Consider the following 19,256-nt stretch of genomic DNA (forward strand, 5'->3'; position numbering starts at 1 on the left):
AGTTTTGAACAGTTAGCTCATCATTCTGGCGCTTCTTCACCAAATGCCAGCCATTCGTCCTTCGATGGTCCGTACATTCCTGGAACCGGTAATCCAGCTTGGCGCATAAGTATCGTCATCTGCCCACGGTGATGGATTTGATGATAGATCAAGGTTTGCAATACTGTCGCAACTGTCCATAGTTCCCCGTACATATCTTTTTCTTCTAAAAGACTTTCGTTCGTCCATTGCCCTTTCATAGCCTTAACAATAGAATCACTAGACTCTCTATATGCCTCCACCATTTCTTTAATCGTTAATGGCTGGGCAGCTTCATGTGGAGTTGCAGAAAACTGCAATCCAGTTCTTCCTATCATTTCATCTATACTTATAACGATATGCCACGCAATCATACCAAGGGTACGACCGTCTTCGGACACTCTTTGTTGTAGTGACTCATCTGTCAAAGCTTCTAAACATTTTAGAGTTAAATCACTCTCATGCTGCCAATCAATTAAAAAATCTTCGAAGTTTTTAACCATATTCTTCCCTCCAAATAGTATTATGCCATTAATTTCGTCACTAGTTTTAAATATTCCTGCAACAGCAAAATACCTTTCGAATAGATATTGCAGTTCTGTTCTGATATACTAAAGGATAGACAATAAGAGGACGTGAGCGAATGATTAAAATTGAATTACCAAAACCAACTGTAACCATCACCCAGCGTGAACAAGTACTAAAAGAAGGCGAATTAGAAATCCCAGCAATTCACGGATTCATCGACTTTCATCAACTACCGCGTGATAAAGGTGGCATATTCTTTTTCTATAATAAGAATAATGAACTTTTATTCGTTGGTAAAGCACGTAAAATTAGACAACGTATTAAAAAACACTTTGAAGACAATGTATCACCGATGATTAAACATCGTGATGAAGTATACAAAATCAGTGTTTGTATCGTAGAAGAGGCAATGGATCGTGAAATTTACGAAACATATGCGATCAACACACAAAAAGCGAAATACAATATTGACAAAGCATTTTTTAGATAAGTTGAAATCCCATGTTCTCCTAAAAGAGGACATGGGATTTTTTCTGTCTAGCTCCAGCGCCTGAGTCGCTTCAGGACCGCACTATGCGGGTCAGTCAGTCTTCCAAAACATAGGCTCTTGTGCTATTCTTATTTCACTTCTTCAAAAATACTCGTGCTGTGCTTTGGTTGTACGCGCGCTTTTGGATCTATGAATGCTTTAATATGACTAATAGCAATTGGAACCTCGCCAAATCCTACAGCAATCAGTTTTACCTTTCCATCATGCGTACATACATCGCCTGCAGCATATATTCCTTCTACGCTTGTTTCCATTTTTTCATTGACAATTACTGAGTTTTTCTCCATTTCCAGACCCCAATCTTTTAAAGGCCCAAGAGAAGCAACATTTCCATAGTTCACTATTACATGGTCTGCTGCAATTTTTTCTTCTACTTTATCTTTGCCTACAATCACAACTTCTTGAATCTTTTCGCCATCGCCAATGACTTCTTTTATAGCAAATGGTGTTTTGACTTGTACAGTCGACTTTTGAAGCTGTTGAACGGTCATTTCATGTGCAGTAAATTCTCTACGATGGCAGATGGTCACTTTCGAAGCAATATCCTCTAACATTAAAGACCAGTCGAGTGCAGAGTCTCCTCCACCTAATACAAGTACTTCAGAATTTCTGAAATGCTCTAAATTCTTTACGTTATAATGAAGGTTTTTGCCTACATACTGGGCAACTCCTGGAACATTTAACTTACGTGGTTGGAATGAGCCAATACCAGAAGTAAGTAGAATCGTTTTAGAATAATGCACACTTTTATCCGTTGTTAGGGCAAAGTAATCTGGCAGTTTTTCAAGTGCTATTGCTGTTTCCTCTAGACAAATAGTCGGATTACTGTATGCGGCCTGTTCTTCTAAATTCGCGACTAAATCTTTCGCTAAAATTTTCGGTAGTCCACCAATATCATAAATATATTTATCAGGATACAGTTCCATCAATTGTCCGCCTAGTTGTGGAAGGCTATCGATAATCTTCACCTTTAGATCACGTAATCCACCATAAAACGAAGCGAACAATCCTGTTGGACCTCCACCAATAATCGTTACATCATATAATTCACTATCCATACTGCTTCACCTCTTAATTGTGTATATTATTTGATATGTATCATACAACGATACATCGTTACAAAAATCTATTTCTTATCTCAGGAGATGGAATCATACAGCTATCTTTTTTTCCAAACCATGCATAACGATTTTTTGCTATTACTTTGTATACTACATCACGTATAGGTTTAGGAATTACTTTTAGCACATGTAAAAAGCTCCAAGGCCTATTTAAATGTTTGCTAATATGAAGTGCAGCGTCCGAAGCATTATACACGTTATGTTGGTCAATAACTAATATACTATCCATATTATTAGGGATATCATACTGACGTTTAAGCTTTTCCCCAATATCACTTTGCTGGGCCGCAAATTGAAAATAGCCGTTCGGATCTCGTTTAATAATAAAGTGCACACTTGCATCACAAAAATTGCATTCTCCATCGAACAAAATGATAGCCGGCATAGGATTTCACTCCTTTTTTCTAGTGTACTATAATCACTTCTGAAAAGCGCTTAATTAGCTCTCTAATTGTTGTTTCATATAGGTTTAATGCAAGACAAAAAAAGATGCCCGGTCCATTAGGATCTAAACCTGTTTCTACTGTTTTCGAAGGGCTTTGGACAGACTTATTGCTATATAATTACCGTTTGATTTTTTAAAGATGCTGGTCGTGACTGAAGTCACGACCAGCATCTTTTTTCTCGGCTATCTATGGCTATTAACTGTCCGTCGCCCTTCTACAACTTTTAGAAACGGGTTAGTGCATTTTTTGTTAACTAGAGAAAAGCTACTTCCCTATTCCTTGAGGCTAGATGATGACAGTCTAAGAGCGCGACATCGTGGTGCTCCTGCGCAAGGCTCGTCGCAAAATAAAAAAACATTTCGCAACGACTGCCTGACCCGCATCGTGCGGGCCTGAAGATGCAATTTCGTTCGCTATTCCGCTTCTTTATTGGGGTGACACTTACTATTTTTCTTTATTTCCACTAGTAAAAAAGGAAATCTACTATCTTCATCCTTCCTTTCACAATTTCATTCCTACATTCAACAGACGGTTTTATCCCCACATTAACTCCTACTACTCTTCTTATCTAAGCGAGAGTCTAGGCAATATCCCCTAGTTTAGTACTACTCATTTAATTGATTGGAGTGAAAGTGGCGACTCCTGTGGGAACAGCAAATGTTTTCTGCACCGATAGCGAAGCGACAGGTGCACGAGCTGAAAGCCCGCAGGAAAGACGTTGGTCAAACTTTATTTGACCAACGTCTTTGCGACGAGTAACCGCAGGAGCATATGTTTTCGTAGTGACGAGGAGATTGAAGCCGTGCCCACGGAAAGCGTCCACTGAAACTCAAATCAATAGTATCAATCATTCTTAAAAACCCTGTAAAACTGGTGTTCATGCTGTATTTTTATATACTTTCTTATCTTTCAAAAAAAGATGTCAATAAGTTCATTTGAACTTATTGACATCCCTTTAATTCATTGTTTATCTGAAGGTGTATCAGAAGAACCAACCTCTTCTAGTATTTCAAAGCTGTTGGAATAATCACGAAGTCTTTCGTCTTCATCCTCTACTGGCTGATCGGTATTAGAATTTAAAAGCGACTCTTCTACTGGACGAATATCTTTATCAACCTCTTGATGAGCATGTTCTACACATGTTAAAGTGGTCGGAACAGCTTCCAAACGAGCTAATGGAATTTCTTCTCCACATTCCATACATTTCCCGTATGTTCCTTCCTTAATAGCAGTTAATGCTTTTTCAATATCCACCATTTCTTCATCAAAATGTCTATTTAGTGCCAGTCGAGTATGTTGATCGGTTAGATCAGTCGCATTATCAGCAGGGTGATTGTCATAATTGGATAGCTCAGTTGTCTCAAACTCTTCTTTATTTTGCTTCTGGTTCTCCAGCTCTTTAAAACGCATTTCTAATGTATTTTTTAATTTATCATATTTTGTCATTTAAATTCCTCCTTGGGTTACTTAAGGATTACCCAAAAATCAGCGAAATAAAACAACTTGCACATCTCTCTTTAATATTAGCAAATAGGAATATAACTGCACACGATGATGGACTAAGTGATTCATAATTTGCAGAAACCACTCTCCCTCGCGATACTCACTCCCCCAATAAGTTGTAAATTCCTTTGAGAGTGTTTCTTCCGTCAGTTGCTCTAAGTGCAAAATAACCTTCTGGATACCTTCCAAAAATTGTTCTTTAGCATCTCGTATATTAACTGGTTGACTTTCCCCATAGTATATTTGCATTTGATTTGCGTTATATCCTCGATATATATGTAGATCAGCTTGAGGAATTTGAGCAAGATGCACACAAATATCCCAAATAGTCATTTTGTTTTCAATTGGACGTTTAGAAAGTAACGTTTCGTCTATATAATCTAATAGATGTATAGTTGTATCTGAGATGTAAGTTAATTGGTTGATCATGGAGGGAATCATTTTACTTCTCCTTTAATTCAGAGTGTTTTAGTATGGTATTTTTTGTTTTTCCGGTATGATTAATATATTAAGGGAGTGGTTGTTAATGGGTATACATAAATTTTTTATGAGCATGAACGATTTAGAGAGAATTATCAGATGTCCTGGACGCTTTAAATTTGAAGAGCATAATGTTGCAGCACACTCATGGAAAGTTTCTCAATACGCTATGTTTTTTGCGACACTAGAAGAGAATAATGGTGCAACGATTAATTGGAAATCACTTTACGAAAAAACAATTAACCATGACTTTGCAGAAATTTTTATCGGTGACATTAAAACACCAGTTAAGCACGCGTCACCCGAACTTAAACAAATGCTAACGCATGTAGAAGAAAAAATGATGGAAAAGTTCATATTAGATGAGATTCCAAAAGAATTTCAGCCTGTATTTTTTGACCGCATGAAAGAAGGAAAAGACGATACTATTGAAGGCCGTTTGCTTGAGCTAGCGGACAAATTGGATCAAGTATATGAAGCTTTCGCTGAATTACAGCGTGGAAACACGGATAAAGAATTTGTAAATATGTATGAAACCGCTTTAAGAAAAATTCTTCATATTCCATTAAAAACCAGTATAAACTATTTTAGGGAGGTAATTTTGCAGGAAATTATGCAGGAACAATCCGTTATTGATGTGAAATCTATTACCGTTCAGTTACTTGTAGAATAAATTCTCCATTTTTATGCGATATATTGTATAATATGTTGTATAATATTGTGGAACTATTAAGATAATTGAAAGGAGGGATTCATTTCATGCCTATTCCAGTTAATCACACTAAGCCTGTTCGTACAACCGCTAAGCTACACGCTTTTAACCAGCTACAGCAATGGATTATCGACGGTACTTTACAACCGGATGAGAAGTTAAATGATATAGAGCTCGCAAAGGCTCTGGGGGTTAGTAGAACACCTATTAGAGAATCCTTACAACTTTTGGAGTCTCAGGGCTTCGTAACTATGCAACCAGGGAGAGCTACGCAAGTTACACCCGTAGAGAAAGAGGATATTAATAATCTCTTGCCGCCATTGTCCGTTTTGCAAGCGCTCGCAGCCGAGCTTGCGAGTCCTTTTATGGATGAAGAGGTTCTAAGTCTATTAGAAGAAAAGAATAGGGAGTTTGCCGAGGCCCTACAAAAAAAAGAATTTACCACCGCTCTAAGAGTAGACGAAGAGTTTCATCAAGTCATTGTAGACACGGCCAATAATCCATACATACACTCCATGGTAGAAATGCTTCAAGCACATGTACGTAGATTGTTTTATTATGAAAAAATTGTTTTACGAGAATATTCTGTTGAGCAACATGATAATCTAATTCGCGCATTCCGTGAAAAAAATACCAAGGAACTAGCAGAAGTAATGCGAGCAAACTGGATTTATACAATAGAAGAGTTTTAAAAATAGAAATAGTATAAGTGTTTAAGAGGATGTAAGAAAAACCGGGCAAAAAAACACCCGGTCCTCTAGGATCTAAAACTATTTCTACTGTTTTCGAAGGGCTTTGTACAGATTTATTGCTATATAATTACCATTTGATTTTTTAAAGATGCTGGTCGTGACTGAAGTCACGACCAGCATCTTTTTTTCTCGGTAATCTTATGGCTATTAACTGTCCGTCGCCCTTCTACAACTTTTAGAAACGGGTTAGTTCATTTTTTGGGTAACTAGAGAAAAGATACTATCCTAATAATAGAGGATAGATGATGACAGTCTAACTACGCGACATCTTGGTGCTCCTGCGCAAAGCTCGTCGCAAAATAAAAAAACATTTCGCAACGACTGCCTGACCCGCATCGTGCGGGCCTGAAGATGCAATTTCGTTCGCTATTTCGCTTCTTTATTGGGTAGACACTTACTATTTTTCATTATTTCCACTAGTAAAAAAGAAAATCTACTATATTCATCTTTCATTACACAATTTCATTCCTACATTCAACAGACGGTTTGATCCTCACATTAACTCCTACTACTCTTCTTATCTAAGCGAGAGTCTATGCAATATCCCCTAGTTTAGTACTACTCATTTAATTGATTGGAGTGAAAGTGGCGACTCCTGTGGGAACAGCAAATGTTTTTTGCACCGATAGCGAAGCGACAGGTGCACGAGATGAAAGCCCCGCAGGAACTGTTTGAAAGGGACAAAGGCTAAGAGTGCCACATCGTGTGGCAACGCCTTCGTGACCAACATCCTGTTGGCCCGAGGAGTTTGAAGCCGTGCCCACGGAAAGCGTCCACTGAAACGCAAATCAGTAGTATTATTCTTTCTTTCACCAATAAACACTGTGTACACTGTACATTTATATATATACTTTCTTTTAAAAAAGTGACCAGGAGAGTTGTTGTTCACAAACTTCCTGGCCACCTTTTTTCATTAAACTGATTTTACTTCTGTTTTTTCAAATCTCGCAATTATTCCTGTTACAAGCGTTACTATTATAAACGGTACTAACCATCCTAAACCTACACTATAAAAAGGTAATACATTCTCGTAAAAACTAACGATTGGTTGTAACCAGTCGTAATATCCAATTTCCAATGAACCGCAAAGAGCTTTAAAGCCATCCACAATACTTATTAAGAATGTCACGAACATTACACTAACGTATACAACTCTTGCATGATTAAACAGTGGTGATAAGAAAGTTAAGAAGATCAATACAATAGCTAGTGGATACAACAACATTAATACCGGAATGGAATACGTAATAATATTAGCTAATCCAAAGTTTGCAATGAAACAAGTAAATACACTAAAGAAAACAACAAATGCTTTATAACTAATCTTTGGCATTAACGTGTGGAAGTATTCGCCACATGCAGTAGTTAAACCAATACTTGTTGTTAGACAAGCTAAGAAAATGATAACAGATAAAAGTATAGCTCCAAATGATCCGAAATAATGTTCTGATGCAGCACTTAATACAGGACCACCATTGTCAAATATTCCATATAGGTTCACACTAGTAGCACCCAAGTAGCCAATCCCAGCATAAATTAAACCTAAGAATAAAACAGCAATTCCGCCTGATTTCGCTGTAGCAACTAAAATTCCCTTAGTCGATGTCACACCCATAGAACGAATTGCTTGAATTACGATAATACCAAATACTAAGGAAGCTAATGCATCCATCGTATTATAACCTTCTGTAAACCCAGTCATAAAGGCATTCGTTACATAGCTGCCTTGTGGTTCTTCAAAGCCTCCCATTGGCTTAAAAATGACAAATATTAATAAGAAGAATAATCCTATAATAATTCCAGGAGAAAGATATTTCCCAACATTATCCACCATTTTAGATGGATTCAATGATAGCAATAACGTGAGCCCAAAGAACAGAATCGTAAATATTAACAACCCAACTTGTGCATAATCCTGATTCATAAATGGCAGAACTCCAATTTCAAATGAAACTGCACCTGTCCTTGGTAAAGCAAAAAATGGTCCTATTGTTAAGTAAAGCACTGAGGTAAAGATTACAGCAAAGACAGGATGTACTCTACTAGAAAGCTCCTGTAAATTTTTACTTCCCGAGAATCCAATAGCTAGGGTACCTAAAAATGGCAACCCAATTCCAGTTATTAAAAAACCAATGACTGCTATCCAAACTTGCGTTCCTGCATTTTGTCCTAAACTTGCTGGAAAGATTAAATTCCCCGCACCAAAAAACAATGCAAATAGCATAACTCCAATCACTAAATGATTAGAGAATGATAATTTAGTCTTCATTTTGTTGTTCCTCCTGTGATTTAAGAAATAATCATTTCTTGTATTTTCTTGGTGTTTGTTATGATGCTATACAAAAGAATTTTTCTAATCACGGCTGTATGCAATATATCAAAGTTGATAATACTATGGAATTTAGCAGAATGCAATATATTAGAAGCAATTAATTGAACATTTCTTTTATTTTCACAAATAGAATTAATTAAATTGTCATATTTTCAAATAATAGCGTTAAGCTTAAATCTCTTGTGCTTTATAGGATATCTAACATTCCTTCTAGTTAATATAGTGTATCCTCCGTTCATATCTTTTAACAAAAATTACCATAATAAATAACTAGAAATTTTGCACGAAATCCTATGTCTCCGTTTTTTTAAAAATCTAAAAAAGCTATACAATCGGAGAACTCTCCAATCGTATAGCTTTTCGTTTATTATTTATCCTCAGGAAATAATACTTCCTTTAGAGCATCATCAGAGGAATTTTCAGTAAGCTTCACTTTCGAACGATACGCTGCACGTGTTAGTAAGTGCCCCGAGACAGGGGCAGTTAAAAATACAAATAATATACCTAGTATAAGACGCACGCTTATAAAGTCTTCGCTTACCCAAAAATATATAAAGGCTCCAGAGAGGGACAACAGTACTGCTACCGTTGAGCTTTTTGTAGCAGCATGTGAACGTGTATAGACATCTGGTAGACGAATAATACCGAAGGCACTAATCACACTCATGACACTTCCTAAAAAAATGACAACTACAGCAACGAACTCAATCATCTGACTTATGCTCAATAATAGTCCCCCTTTCGATATACTTGGAGATGGCAATTGTACTTATAAAAGCAAGTATACCTAGTATAAGAATGGCCTCTAAAAACGCCTTCGTCTTCAAGACGATTGAAATAATTGCAATCATTGATATGAGGTTAACACCAATCATATCTAACGCTACTGCTCGGTCCGGCATCGAAGGTCCTTTAATGATTCGAAAAAGTGCAATGGCAACAGAAATAGCAAATAGTGTTAGAGAAGCCAACAGGATTTTTTCAATCATTAGCGGGTCACCTCCATAATTGCTTTTTCAAATTTAGTAATCGACCGCATTACATCGGCTTTAGATTGCTCTATATCCATTGCGTGAATATAAAACATATCTCCTTCTGGGTTTACTTCCATCACAACAGAACCTGGGGTTAACGTTAATAACATTGCTAATGTGGTAATTTCCCAGTCACCCTTAAGCTCTGTTTTATAGGTGAAAATTCCTGGCTTTAGGTCCCAGTGAGGATTTAATATTTGTTTACTTATCAGTAGACTCGACTGGGCTAATTCTGATATAAATATGAAAAGCAGTTTAATAATGGATAATAATCTTCTCAAATAAAACTGAGTTCCAAAAAAACGATGCATTAAGAAAATGATGAAGATTCCTACGATGAAACCACTAAAAAATGTCGTCATCTTTAGTTCATCTTCGTCTTGTAATGTTGTCCACAAGAATGCAATGAATAAGTTTAATAAAAATTGTGCAGGCATATTCTCACCTCTCCCATCACTTATTTCCTCCCATTACTGCATCAATATATACAGATGGATTAGATAAGGTATGAGCTGCATCCGTAACATAAACGGATATAAACTCTGCCCCTAGCCCTAAAGAAACCGTTGCGATTCCAAATAAAACAATTGGGATAATCATCCCCAGTTTCATCGGCTTTTCATCTTCTAGACTAATAATAGTTTCCCCAAATATAGTATTTAAAAAAATACGTAGAAGCGAATATAACACAACAATACTAGAGATAAAAGCCAGCGCCAGTAATACATAAGACCCAGATTCAATTGCACCTTGTCCAACTAATATTTTCCCTACAAATCCACTTAACGGTGGGATACCTGCTAACGAGCAGGTTACCAGAAAGAACATCCACCCAAATAGAGGATAATTTCGTATTAGTCCACTCATTTCATCTATTTTTGACTTTCCAGTTAAGTAAATCATCGTACCAGCTAGTAAAAATAACATTGCTTTTGCAATCATGTCATGAACTACATAGTATATAGATCCTGCAATGGAGGTTTCAGTGCCAATAGCAAGACCAATCATTATAAAACCAATAGCTATTAACACATTATAAGAGACGATTAACCGGATATCCTTAAAGGCAATGGCCCCCATACATCCAGCAATTAGCGTTATTCCCGCCATAATTCCGATTAATGTCTGAGATATTAACGGCTCGTGGTAGAATATCAGCGTAAATGTACGGAAAAGCGCATATATCCCGACCTTTGTAAGTAACGCTCCAAACAATGCGGCAACTGCAGTTGGTGGGACGGAATAGGAACCAGGGAGCCAAAAGAATAGCAACAACCCAGCTTTTAAACTAAACACGAGTAAAAACAAAATACTAATTGTAGTAAGTAACGGACCCTGTCCTACCTCCGCCACTCTTTCTGATATATGAGCCATATTTAAAGTACCTACAGTACCATATAAAAAGGCAAGGGCTACCAAGAAGAACCATGAAGCAAGAACATTTATCACTACATACTTAATCGATTCCCTCAACTGCGGTTTGGTCCCCCCTGATGTTATTAATACATATGAAGCTAATAACATTACTTCGAAACAAACAAACAGGTTAAATAGATCTCCCGTTAAAAACGACCCATTAACTCCTGCAACTAAAAATAACACAAATGGATAGAAGTACATTTTTTCATGCTTTTCTCCAATAGAAGAAAATGCATGAATTAGGCAGATAGCGGTTACTATGCTTGCTGTGAGCACGAGTAACATCGCAAAGGAATCTGCAACAAAAAGTATTCCAAAGGGAGGTTCCCATCCTCCAAAGTCTAATCGTATAATTCCATGTGTTTGAACTCTATTTAAGATAAATATACTTATCCCTGCAATGCCAATCATCGTTATTAAACTAATTACACGCTGTAACTTCACATATGGTCGTAAAAATACCAATACAACCCCTACCATTATTGGAATGATTAACGGTAAAACAATTAAATTATTCATCTCTTGCCCCTCTCAATTCATCGAGATCATCCGTACCAACATCCTGATAAGTACGGTAGGCTAGCACGAGTATGAAAGCTGTCACAGCAAAGCTAATCACGATTGCAGTTAAGATTAGTGCCTGTGGTAAAGCGTCTGCATAAGGAGCATCTGCTTCCTTTAACAAGGGAACATTCCCTTTTTTTAAGTCTCCCATGGTTAATATGAGCAAATGGACGGCATGTGAAAACACAGCGGTCCCTAAGATTATTCGAATTATATTTCTCGAGAGGATTAGATAAGTGGCGACAGCAACTAAAATCCCTATTAACATAATGATTAATGTTTCCATTCGTTATCCACCATCCTCACTTATGCTTAAAATAATCGTTACTAATACACCGACAACCGTTAAAGCTACACCCGCTTCAAATATAGTCACCGTCGTCAGTTCCGTTTCTCCAAAAATCGGTAAATCAAAATAGGCAAAGGTTTGAGACATAAATGGAACTCCAAATATGATGGATCCAAAGCCTGTGGATGTAGCTAATAATACTCCAGTAGCTGCAACATATTTAAAATCTAACGGAAGACTCTTTTTTACCGTTTCAATATCCGTAGACAAATATAGTAAGACAATTGCACTTGCTAGAACTAATCCACCTATAAATCCTCCACCTGGTGTATTATGACCCGAAAGAAATAAATACACACCAAATGTCAAAATGATAAATACAACAAACCTACTAATTGTTCGGAGTATGACATCATTGATCTTCAATGTTTTCATCCTCCTTTTTTACTCTTAGCTTAATCATCGAATACACACCTAAACCCGCTATAAATAGGACAACCACTTCGAGCATCGTATCGAATCCACGGAAATCACCCAATATAGCGTTTACAATATTTGCTCCTCCAGCTAATTCATAAGCATCTTCAAAGTAACTAGAAATTGGATCATATAGATTGAAATCTACTACTGACAATCCTACTATCACAACTACTAAACCAACAGCAACCGATATTATCCCATTGATTAATTTTGTTCCTTTTGAAAGCTTTTCTTTCTTCCAATCCGGTAAATGAGAAAAAGCCAACAAGAATAATACAGTTGTTACAGATTCCACGACTAACTGGGTTAACGCTAAATCTGGAGCCCGAAAAATAACAAAGAAGATGGCGATAGAGTACCCTAATACCCCATTCAATAATGTCGCTGTAATACGTGACTTCGCAAACAGCATGGATAATGCCGCAACCGCCATAATAGCAACTAAACATACTTCATATACTCGGAATGATGCATTTGTCGAAATATCAAACGAAAACGCTTTGAAATATAACAAGTAACCTCCTACGGTCACTATGAAGAATATAAAAATATATAGTAAATAATGCCGTAATAGTCCGTTCATATAACGATTAGTTACAAGGTTTGATTTACTTACCGAAGAAGCTAGAAAATTAAAATAAAGTACATTAAATGTGAAACGGGAAGAAAACAATCCATAGATTGGTTTCCATAATTTAAGGAATTTAAATAGAATAGCACCAACTATAATAACCGCAATCGTCATGAGTAATTCAGGTTTTATCCCATGCCAAGCCGATATTTTTGGTGTTAAATCTGCTGCATCCCCAAAGGTTGGATAAATACTACTCATTGCTGGTTGTAAGATATATTGACCTAATAGATTCGGAAAGAAGAATATTCCAACTACTAACGCTACAAGAATCATTGGAGATATTAACATTCCAATAGGAGCTTCATGAATAGGTTTATCCAATTTCTCCTGCTGAGGTTTACCAAGAAATGCTTTAAAAATGATAATCATACAGTAAACAAATGTGAATATACTAGCGATCCAAGCTACAACTGGAAAGATAAGTCCTAATGATGGTAAAGAAAAAATGTCTACTTCCATAATATGTACAGTTGCTGCAAAGAACATTTCCTTACTAAGAAATCCATTGAACGGTGGTAAGCCGGCCATCGATAAACTTCCTATTAAAGCAATCGTAAATGTAAATGGCATGAGTGTCATTAATCCACCAAGTCTTCGAACGTCCCTTGTTCCTAACTCGTGATCCAGAATTCCAACGACCATAAACAATGCACCTTTAAAGGTGGAATGATTAATCAAGTGAAATAAAGCAGCAAATGTAGCTTGAGTGTAGAGGACTGAATCAGCCGAATAGCCAAACTGCAATGCAATCGATCCTAAACCAAGTAAACTCATAATAAGTCCTAGTTGACTAATAGTAGAAAAAGCTAATAATGCTTTCAGATCTGTTTGTTTCACAGCATTAAAAGAACCCCAAAATAGCGTAATCATACCGACCATACTTACTACCCAAAACCATACTTCATCGGCTCCAAAAACTGGCGTGAAGCGCGCCACCAAATATATACCCGCCTTTACCATCGTCGCAGAGTGTAAATAAGCACTTACAGGGGTTGGTGCCTCCATAGCATCAGGCAGCCAAATATGAAAAGGAAATTGTGCGGATTTTGTAAATGCCCCTAACAATATTAAAATCATTGCAGGAATGAACAAATCGTGGTCGCTAAACTCACTTACACTTGCAATTATTTCTCTAATACTGAATGAACCAGTCATCGTATGTAGCATTATGAAGCCAACTAACATAGCGATTCCACCACTTACAGTAATGAGCATAGCTTTTTGTGCACCCTGTCTAGAAGCTTTTCGATGATTCCAAAAGGCGATTAACAGGAATGAAGAAACACTCGTTAATTCCCAAAAGACATATAGCACCATTAAGTTATCGGAAAAAACAACTCCAAGCATGGCACCCATAAATAATAGTAAATAACAATAAAAATGCTGTAAGGACTCTTTAGATGAAAGATAAAAAATGGAATATAAAATAACTAAACTTCCAACGCCTGTGATTAGTAGAGCAAAGATCATACTTAGGCCATCCAAGTACGTAGTGAAGTTAAAGTCTAATGAGGGAATCCATTCATATGTATGGACATACGTTTTACCACTTGCTAACGAGGGAATTAGCCTAGCAAGTAGGACAAACAAAACAACAGGTACAATTAATACAATCCAACCAAGGTGAACTTTTTTAAATCGCCTGTATGAAAAAGGAATGAGGGCAGCTACGATAAATGGTATTAATATAACTAAATTTATAGAAAACAAATTTCAACCTCCTATTGGTTAAGTAAGAATTAAGATTGGGTATAATAAAGGTAAATTACTTTTTCAAAATATAGACTTGACTATCCTAACAACTAGTAGCATAATAGGGTTCCATATGAGCCCCTTCAAAATTCACTAGAATTTAGGATATATAACTTGCTTATGTTTATAGCAAGTGCATATTATGTAAGGAACCATAGTAGTTGTACTACTCTACATGCATTAATAATTATACATGAAAGCAGGGTGCCACGCACTTTTAGCGTTTTGAAGCATATCGTTATTCAACAGAAACTTATACAAAAATAGATAGAACAAGACAAAAGAAGAGGTGTATACAACCGTGAAACGCGTAAAAGGTCGAATGGATGAGAGTATACTCGTCTGTGTATACTACGGACCAAATGGTGAGCGACTAATTAGAAGAGGACATAAAATGGCCAGCATGCTAGATTGTCCATTATATATACTAACAGTTGATCCACTGCCATATGATGCATTCGATGCTGAGAAATCCGGGTATATAGAACATTGGAAAGCTTTAGCAGAAGAGTTAGAGGTTGAAGAGTTTATTATCCGTGATAACGAAAAACTTCCCTCTCCAAAAGTTATTCAAGAAGTTGCCCATGGATTAAATATAACTCAAATTATTATAGGACAAACTGCACAAAGTAGATGGGAAGAAATAACAAAGGGCTCGTTCATGAATGTCTTATTGAAAGAAATTCCTTTCGTCGACTTCCACGTTGTTTCGGTTGCCCGCTACATCAAAGATGAAGAAGATGGCATCTTCGAAAAAGGAGTCCGTGCTTATTTAGTGACAGATGGAGATTCTTATAAAGTTTCTTTCACTTGTGCAAAAAACATGTGCCAAGAAGGTATTTTCTTCAAAGAAATTGGAACTGATTTTGAAAATGGTATTTTCAAATTTATGCATAACAACAAAATGCACCAAGTTCATATACAAGAAAACCTTGTTACTGATCCAAACCAAGTTCCCGATAGTTGCAGCTTAAAAGCAAGATAAGAAAAACCTGTCTCTATCGTTTTCAAAGTGCTTTGGACAGACGTTTCGCTATATGATTACCGTTTGATTTTTAAAAGAGGCTGGTCGTGACTAACGTCACGACCAGCCTCTTTTTCACGGTAATCTTACGGCTTTTGACTGTCCGTCGCCCTCCTACAACTTTTAGAAACAGGTTAGTTCGTTTTTGGATAACTAGAGAAAAGATACTATCCTAATAATAGAGGAGAGATGGTGCTCCTGCGCAAAGCTCGCCGCAAAATAAAAAACATTTCGCAACGACTGCCTGATCCGCATCGTGCGGGCCTGAAGATTCAATTTCGTTCGCTCTTTTGCTTCCTTATTTAGGGAGCATTTACTACTTCTCTTTAATTCCACTAGATAATAAAAAAATCTACTATCTTCCTACTTCCTTACAGAATAGTATCCCTAATTAAAAAGACGTTATTATCCCGGTTCTAACTTGGACTACTCTTATCATCTGAGCGAGAGCTAACAGTCATTCTTATCACGCAGTACTACTCACATAATTGATTTCAGTGAAAGATGGCGACTCCGGCGGGATGAGTGAGACAGATGAGGATATCACAGCGACGCGCTAACGACGGTGATAGACCACTCACCCCGCGAAAAGCGTCCGCATGTAACGGAAATCAGTAGGATTATTCATTCTTTAAAGTTCTGTAATACCAATATGTTAATATACTTTTTTGTTGCTCAATTCCACCTTAATTGGACATCATTATTTTTCGATCCTTCGGTAGTGCCAAAGCTACTAACCCTATTATAGGTAGTGTAGATACGACAATCATCGTTGTGTAAATGCCTATGTAATCCATTAATATTCCGATTACTACCGCTCCTATTGCCCCCATGCCGAATGCTAAACCAACAGTTAACCCAGCCATCGTCCCAATTTTACTTGGTACAAGCTCTTGCGCATAAACGACAGTTACCGAGAAGCTTAGCATGATGAAAAACCCTATCGCTATAAGCAACATTATAATCGCCCAAATAGGCATATACGGCAACAATAGACTTAATGGTATAGGAACCGCCATCGATAATATAATAACATTTCGTCTTCCCATTCGATCCGCCATTGGTCCCCCAAATAATGTACCCACCGCTCCTAATGCTAGGAAGATAAAGATAATTAACTGCCCTTCCTTATTAGTCATTCCATAGTTCTCCATCAAATGAAAAATATAAAAATTGGTCATATTAGTCACATAAAAAGAGCGTGCGAAAATTACTACCATTAACAAAGTTAAAGCCACACCAATTTGTTTTTTAGTTAGAGCAGGAAGTGAAGAAAGAAGTGTTCTCTTTCTATTAGAAAGTTTCTCTGCCTCCAACTGCTTTTTATACCATGCAGAAATTTTTGACAAAAGAAATATTCCCAGCGCTGCAACGACTAAAAAAAGTGCCGCTCCTTTTTGACCTAAAGGTACTAATATAAATGCACTTATGAGCGGCGCAAGTGCTTGTCCAGAATTTCCTCCTACTTGATAAATCGATTGGGAGAGACCTCGCTTAGAACCCGCTGCCATAAAGGAAACACGTGAACCTTCAGGGTGAAATACGGCCGAACCCAATCCTAAAAAGATGACCGATACGAGAATCAACCAATATTGCGGAGCAAAGGCTAATCCTGCCATTCCGATGAAGGAACTCATCATACCGAACGGTAATGCATAAGGCATAGGCTTTTTATCGCTTATAAACCCTACAACTGGTTGGAGAACAGATGCCACAATATTTAATACAAATGAGATGAGCCCTAATTGGGTAAAAGTAAGGCCAAGTTCCAATTTCAATACAGGAAACATAGCAGGAATTACAGCCTGCAGCGTATCATTGAATAGATGACAAACACCTATCGCGAACATTATAGGATATACAGGGTTGCCCATTTTATGAATAGGGTTCAACTTGGACATATTTTCACATTCTTTCTCAATATTCACTAATAAATTTATTATAGCTCAAATTCGATAAATTAATTATAAATGAATGGAATAGTAACAAAATTCAAGGTAACACTAAGTATTATGTCTAGCATGAAATGAGGTTATAATATGGAAACCTTTTTCGAAATGAACTTTTGGGAAATGATATTGAGAACTACGCTGTCTTTTGGGGCATTACTTGTATTAGCAAGACTATTAGGAAAGAAACAATTGAGCCAACTAACATTTTTCCACTATATTACTGGCATAACAGTAGGATCCATCGCAGCTGAGATTGCCTCTCAAAAGGAAACACCTTTTCTTGATGGATTCATTTCACTTATTTGGTGGACAGTTCTCGTAATGTTAATGAGTTATATATCATTGAAATTTCCTACCATTAGAACATGGATAGATGATGAACCTACCATTATTATTAAAGACGGGGAAATCAGTACGAAATCTTTAAAATCAGCACGTTTACACATGGATGATGTATTAATGATGCTTAGAGAGCAGTCTATTTTTTCTATCCAAGATGTGCATTATGCAGTTCTTGAAACAAACGGTGAATTAAGCGTGATGAAAAAGGCAGGGTTGCAGGAAGCCACAAAACAAGATGTGAAGGTGCCGATTGTCCTTCCTTTGTTCATGCCCTCTGAGATAATAGCTGACGGCAAAATTGTTAAAAAGAACCTAGAAGAATTAGACTTAACTGAAGAATGGGTTATGAAGAAACTAAGAAAACATGGAGTTGAATCGGTTAGTGAGGTATTTTATGCACAATTACAAACTAATGGCTCGTTGTATATTAGCCTAAGAGATAATGGAATTTAACAAGTAAACAACCCAAACTATCAGCAACTCCCGACCAAACAAAAGCTGCGACAAAATGTGACATAATCACTTTTTGTCGCAGCTTTTATATTTATGCTCTATTTAAATAAGCAAGAATGGCATTACTCAGTTCTTCGGGTTCCTCATACATACTCATATGACCTGCTCCCTTAATAACTACTTGTTGGATATTTTCTCCACTTGCTGTAAAAGTCTTGTCAGGTGAAATAAGTTGGTCACTCTCGCCTGCTATTAAAAGTACTGGTAGCTCTGTATCCTCCAAAACACTCGTACGATCCTTTCTGTCTTTCATCGCATGAAGTGCATTTTTAGCACCTTGAGGGAGTACTTCATATCCAATCTCTTTAACTTCCTCCACCGATTGTTTATGACTTTCTACATTATCTGGAGCAAATAGCTTAGGAACTAAAGAATCGATGAATGGATGAATTCCATCTCTGTCTATTTTTTCAGCAGACGCAATCCTTCCATCCTTAGCTTCTTTTGAATCAGCAAATCCTGTGGAATGAATCAATGAGAAGCCATTTAAATAGTGGCTATAGCTCTCTGCGAACGCAAGTGTTATATAGCCTCCTAGTGAGTGGCCAAACATCGTTACTTTCTCTATTTTCAGTTCTTCTAGGAAGTCCTTTATAACTAATGCATATTGGTCAATTTCCTGCACACTATCTTGTCCTTCTGACCCTCCATGACCAGGAAGATCGATCGCAATTACTCTGTAGTTCTCGGAAAGCTTAGGCATTACTTTATTCCAATAGTCGGAGCTTCCACAAAATCCATGAATAAGTAGTAGTACTTCTCCTTGACCTTCATCCTTATAAACAATGTTAGTATTAGCAACTTTCATGAT

General features: G+C 37.0%; 20 protein-coding genes. 5 read left to right on the forward strand and 15 right to left on the reverse strand.

Translation table 11 applies throughout. The features are described 5' to 3' along the window. Positions 1-20: 20 nt before the first annotated feature. Positions 21-521: a DinB family protein gene (locus LDK52_RS04775; protein ID WP_277584806.1), complete on the reverse strand. Its 501-nt coding sequence runs from the start codon at positions 519-521 to the stop codon at positions 21-23. A gap of 140 nt (positions 522-661) precedes the next feature. Between LDK52_RS04775 and LDK52_RS04780 the strand changes: the two genes are divergently transcribed. Further along, positions 662-1,036: a nucleotide excision repair endonuclease gene (locus LDK52_RS04780; RefSeq protein WP_277584807.1), complete on the forward strand. Its 375-nt coding sequence runs from the start codon at positions 662-664 to the stop codon at positions 1,034-1,036. A 128-nt stretch (positions 1,037-1,164) separates the two neighbouring features. Here the strand turns inward: LDK52_RS04780 and LDK52_RS04785 are convergent, their stop codons facing one another. The 4 genes from LDK52_RS04785 to LDK52_RS04800 form a co-directional block, all read right to left on the reverse strand. Beyond that, positions 1,165-2,154 (reverse strand): NAD(P)/FAD-dependent oxidoreductase, encoded by a 990-nt coding sequence (locus LDK52_RS04785; RefSeq protein WP_277584808.1) that lies wholly within the window; start codon positions 2,152-2,154, stop codon positions 1,165-1,167. Between the two features lie 58 nt (positions 2,155-2,212). Beyond that, complete coding sequence (locus tag LDK52_RS04790) at positions 2,213-2,602, reverse strand: thiol-disulfide oxidoreductase DCC family protein (protein WP_277584809.1); 390 nt, start codon at positions 2,600-2,602, stop codon at positions 2,213-2,215. 1,021 nt (positions 2,603-3,623) lie between these two features. Next, entirely contained in the window at positions 3,624-4,109 is a 486-nt protein-coding gene (locus LDK52_RS04795; protein ID WP_277584810.1) for a TraR/DksA C4-type zinc finger protein, read from the reverse strand. 39 nt (positions 4,110-4,148) lie between these two features. Beyond that, positions 4,149-4,607, reverse strand: a complete 459-nt coding sequence (locus LDK52_RS04800; RefSeq protein ID WP_277584811.1) for a DinB family protein — start codon at positions 4,605-4,607, stop codon at positions 4,149-4,151. A gap of 85 nt (positions 4,608-4,692) precedes the next feature. Between LDK52_RS04800 and LDK52_RS04805 the strand changes: the two genes are divergently transcribed. Both LDK52_RS04805 and LDK52_RS04810 read left to right on the forward strand, forming a co-directional pair. After that, positions 4,693-5,319, forward strand: coding sequence for a YfbR-like 5'-deoxynucleotidase (locus LDK52_RS04805; protein ID WP_277584812.1), 627 nt, complete (start codon positions 4,693-4,695; stop codon positions 5,317-5,319). Positions 5,320-5,405: 86 nt separating this feature from the next. Beyond that, the gene (locus LDK52_RS04810) at positions 5,406-6,050 is read left to right on the forward strand and encodes a GntR family transcriptional regulator (RefSeq protein ID WP_277584813.1); all 645 of its coding nucleotides are present in this window, start codon (positions 5,406-5,408) and stop codon (positions 6,048-6,050) included. 973 nt (positions 6,051-7,023) lie between these two features. Here LDK52_RS04810 and brnQ read toward each other — a convergent pair. The 8 genes from brnQ to LDK52_RS04850 all read right to left on the reverse strand — a co-directional run bounded on the left by brnQ (position 7,024) and on the right by LDK52_RS04850 (position 14,572). Further along, positions 7,024-8,379, reverse strand: coding sequence for a branched-chain amino acid transport system II carrier protein (brnQ, locus tag LDK52_RS04815; RefSeq protein WP_277584814.1), 1,356 nt, complete (start codon positions 8,377-8,379; stop codon positions 7,024-7,026). A 430-nt stretch (positions 8,380-8,809) separates the two neighbouring features. Continuing rightward, positions 8,810-9,154 carry a Na+/H+ antiporter subunit G gene (locus LDK52_RS04820; RefSeq protein ID WP_407081785.1) on the reverse strand — a complete coding sequence of 115 codons (345 nt, stop codon included), beginning with the start codon at positions 9,152-9,154 and terminating at the stop codon, positions 8,810-8,812. Beyond that, positions 9,147-9,431, reverse strand: a complete 285-nt coding sequence (locus LDK52_RS04825; RefSeq protein WP_277584816.1) for a Na(+)/H(+) antiporter subunit F1 — start codon at positions 9,429-9,431, stop codon at positions 9,147-9,149. The genes LDK52_RS04820 and LDK52_RS04825 overlap by 8 nt, the downstream gene beginning before the upstream one ends. Beyond that, positions 9,431-9,913: a Na+/H+ antiporter subunit E gene (locus LDK52_RS04830; RefSeq protein ID WP_277584817.1), complete on the reverse strand. Its 483-nt coding sequence runs from the start codon at positions 9,911-9,913 to the stop codon at positions 9,431-9,433. Before LDK52_RS04830 ends, LDK52_RS04825 begins: the two co-directional genes overlap by 1 nt. 16 nt (positions 9,914-9,929) lie before the next feature. Beyond that, positions 9,930-11,414: a Na+/H+ antiporter subunit D gene (locus tag LDK52_RS04835; RefSeq protein ID WP_277584818.1), complete on the reverse strand. Its 1,485-nt coding sequence runs from the start codon at positions 11,412-11,414 to the stop codon at positions 9,930-9,932. Beyond that, positions 11,407-11,745 carry a Na(+)/H(+) antiporter subunit C gene (locus LDK52_RS04840; RefSeq protein WP_277584819.1) on the reverse strand — a complete coding sequence of 113 codons (339 nt, stop codon included), beginning with the start codon at positions 11,743-11,745 and terminating at the stop codon, positions 11,407-11,409. The genes LDK52_RS04835 and LDK52_RS04840 overlap by 8 nt, the downstream gene beginning before the upstream one ends. A 3-nt stretch (positions 11,746-11,748) precedes the next feature. Then, a complete protein-coding gene (locus LDK52_RS04845; RefSeq protein ID WP_277584820.1) occupies positions 11,749-12,174 on the reverse strand; it encodes a Na(+)/H(+) antiporter subunit B in 426 nt (141 codons plus the stop codon). After that, positions 12,161-14,572 carry a Na+/H+ antiporter subunit A gene (locus LDK52_RS04850; RefSeq protein ID WP_277584821.1) on the reverse strand — a complete coding sequence of 804 codons (2,412 nt, stop codon included), beginning with the start codon at positions 14,570-14,572 and terminating at the stop codon, positions 12,161-12,163. The genes LDK52_RS04845 and LDK52_RS04850 overlap by 14 nt, the downstream gene beginning before the upstream one ends. 343 nt (positions 14,573-14,915) lie before the next feature. Between LDK52_RS04850 and LDK52_RS04855 the strand changes: the two genes are divergently transcribed. Continuing rightward, positions 14,916-15,599 (forward strand): adenine nucleotide alpha hydrolase family protein, encoded by a 684-nt coding sequence (locus LDK52_RS04855; RefSeq protein ID WP_277584822.1) that lies wholly within the window; start codon positions 14,916-14,918, stop codon positions 15,597-15,599. A gap of 725 nt (positions 15,600-16,324) precedes the next feature. On the opposite strand, the gene LDK52_RS04860 is transcribed toward LDK52_RS04855, so the two are convergent. Then, positions 16,325-17,539, reverse strand: coding sequence for an MFS transporter (locus tag LDK52_RS04860; protein ID WP_277584823.1), 1,215 nt, complete (start codon positions 17,537-17,539; stop codon positions 16,325-16,327). A 138-nt stretch (positions 17,540-17,677) separates the two neighbouring features. On the opposite strand from LDK52_RS04860, the gene LDK52_RS04865 reads away from it, so the two are divergent. Beyond that, entirely contained in the window at positions 17,678-18,385 is a 708-nt protein-coding gene (locus LDK52_RS04865) for a YetF domain-containing protein (RefSeq protein WP_277584824.1), read from the forward strand. A 91-nt stretch (positions 18,386-18,476) separates the two neighbouring features. On the opposite strand, the gene LDK52_RS04870 is transcribed toward LDK52_RS04865, so the two are convergent. Beyond that, the gene (locus LDK52_RS04870) at positions 18,477-19,253 is read right to left on the reverse strand and encodes an alpha/beta fold hydrolase (RefSeq protein ID WP_277584825.1); all 777 of its coding nucleotides are present in this window, start codon (positions 19,251-19,253) and stop codon (positions 18,477-18,479) included. Between the last annotated feature and the right edge of the window lie 3 nt (positions 19,254-19,256).

Origin of the sequence: Psychrobacillus antarcticus, assembly GCF_029533155.1 — a bacterium.
In the GTDB taxonomy this organism is placed as follows: Bacteria; Bacillota; Bacilli; order Bacillales_A; family Planococcaceae; genus Psychrobacillus; species Psychrobacillus antarcticus.

What these genes read in the sequence shown, in the direction of transcription:
- LDK52_RS04775 (WP_277584806.1), bottom strand. Translation starts at nt 521, where the DNA reads ATGGTTAAAAACTTCGAAGATTTTTTAATTGATTGGCAGCATGAGAGT.
- LDK52_RS04780 (WP_277584807.1), top strand. Translation starts at nt 662, where the DNA reads ATGATTAAAATTGAATTACCAAAACCAACTGTAACCATCACCCAGCGT.
- LDK52_RS04785 (WP_277584808.1), bottom strand. Translation starts at nt 2,154, where the DNA reads ATGGATAGTGAATTATATGATGTAACGATTATTGGTGGAGGTCCAACA.
- LDK52_RS04790 (WP_277584809.1), bottom strand. Translation starts at nt 2,602, where the DNA reads ATGCCGGCTATCATTTTGTTCGATGGAGAATGCAATTTTTGTGATGCA.
- LDK52_RS04795 (WP_277584810.1), bottom strand. Translation starts at nt 4,109, where the DNA reads ATGACAAAATATGATAAATTAAAAAATACATTAGAAATGCGTTTTAAA.
- LDK52_RS04800 (WP_277584811.1), bottom strand. Translation starts at nt 4,607, where the DNA reads ATGATTCCCTCCATGATCAACCAATTAACTTACATCTCAGATACAACT.
- LDK52_RS04805 (WP_277584812.1), top strand. Translation starts at nt 4,693, where the DNA reads ATGGGTATACATAAATTTTTTATGAGCATGAACGATTTAGAGAGAATT.
- LDK52_RS04810 (WP_277584813.1), top strand. Translation starts at nt 5,406, where the DNA reads ATGCCTATTCCAGTTAATCACACTAAGCCTGTTCGTACAACCGCTAAG.
- brnQ (WP_277584814.1), bottom strand. Translation starts at nt 8,379, where the DNA reads ATGAAGACTAAATTATCATTCTCTAATCATTTAGTGATTGGAGTTATG.
- LDK52_RS04820 (WP_407081785.1), bottom strand. Translation starts at nt 9,154, where the DNA reads ATGATTGAGTTCGTTGCTGTAGTTGTCATTTTTTTAGGAAGTGTCATG.
- LDK52_RS04825 (WP_277584816.1), bottom strand. Translation starts at nt 9,431, where the DNA reads ATGATTGAAAAAATCCTGTTGGCTTCTCTAACACTATTTGCTATTTCT.
- LDK52_RS04830 (WP_277584817.1), bottom strand. Translation starts at nt 9,913, where the DNA reads ATGCCTGCACAATTTTTATTAAACTTATTCATTGCATTCTTGTGGACA.
- LDK52_RS04835 (WP_277584818.1), bottom strand. Translation starts at nt 11,414, where the DNA reads ATGAATAATTTAATTGTTTTACCGTTAATCATTCCAATAATGGTAGGG.
- LDK52_RS04840 (WP_277584819.1), bottom strand. Translation starts at nt 11,745, where the DNA reads ATGGAAACATTAATCATTATGTTAATAGGGATTTTAGTTGCTGTCGCC.
- LDK52_RS04860 (WP_277584823.1), bottom strand. Translation starts at nt 17,539, where the DNA reads ATGTCCAAGTTGAACCCTATTCATAAAATGGGCAACCCTGTATATCCT.
- LDK52_RS04865 (WP_277584824.1), top strand. Translation starts at nt 17,678, where the DNA reads ATGGAAACCTTTTTCGAAATGAACTTTTGGGAAATGATATTGAGAACT.
- LDK52_RS04870 (WP_277584825.1), bottom strand. Translation starts at nt 19,253, where the DNA reads ATGAAAGTTGCTAATACTAACATTGTTTATAAGGATGAAGGTCAAGGA.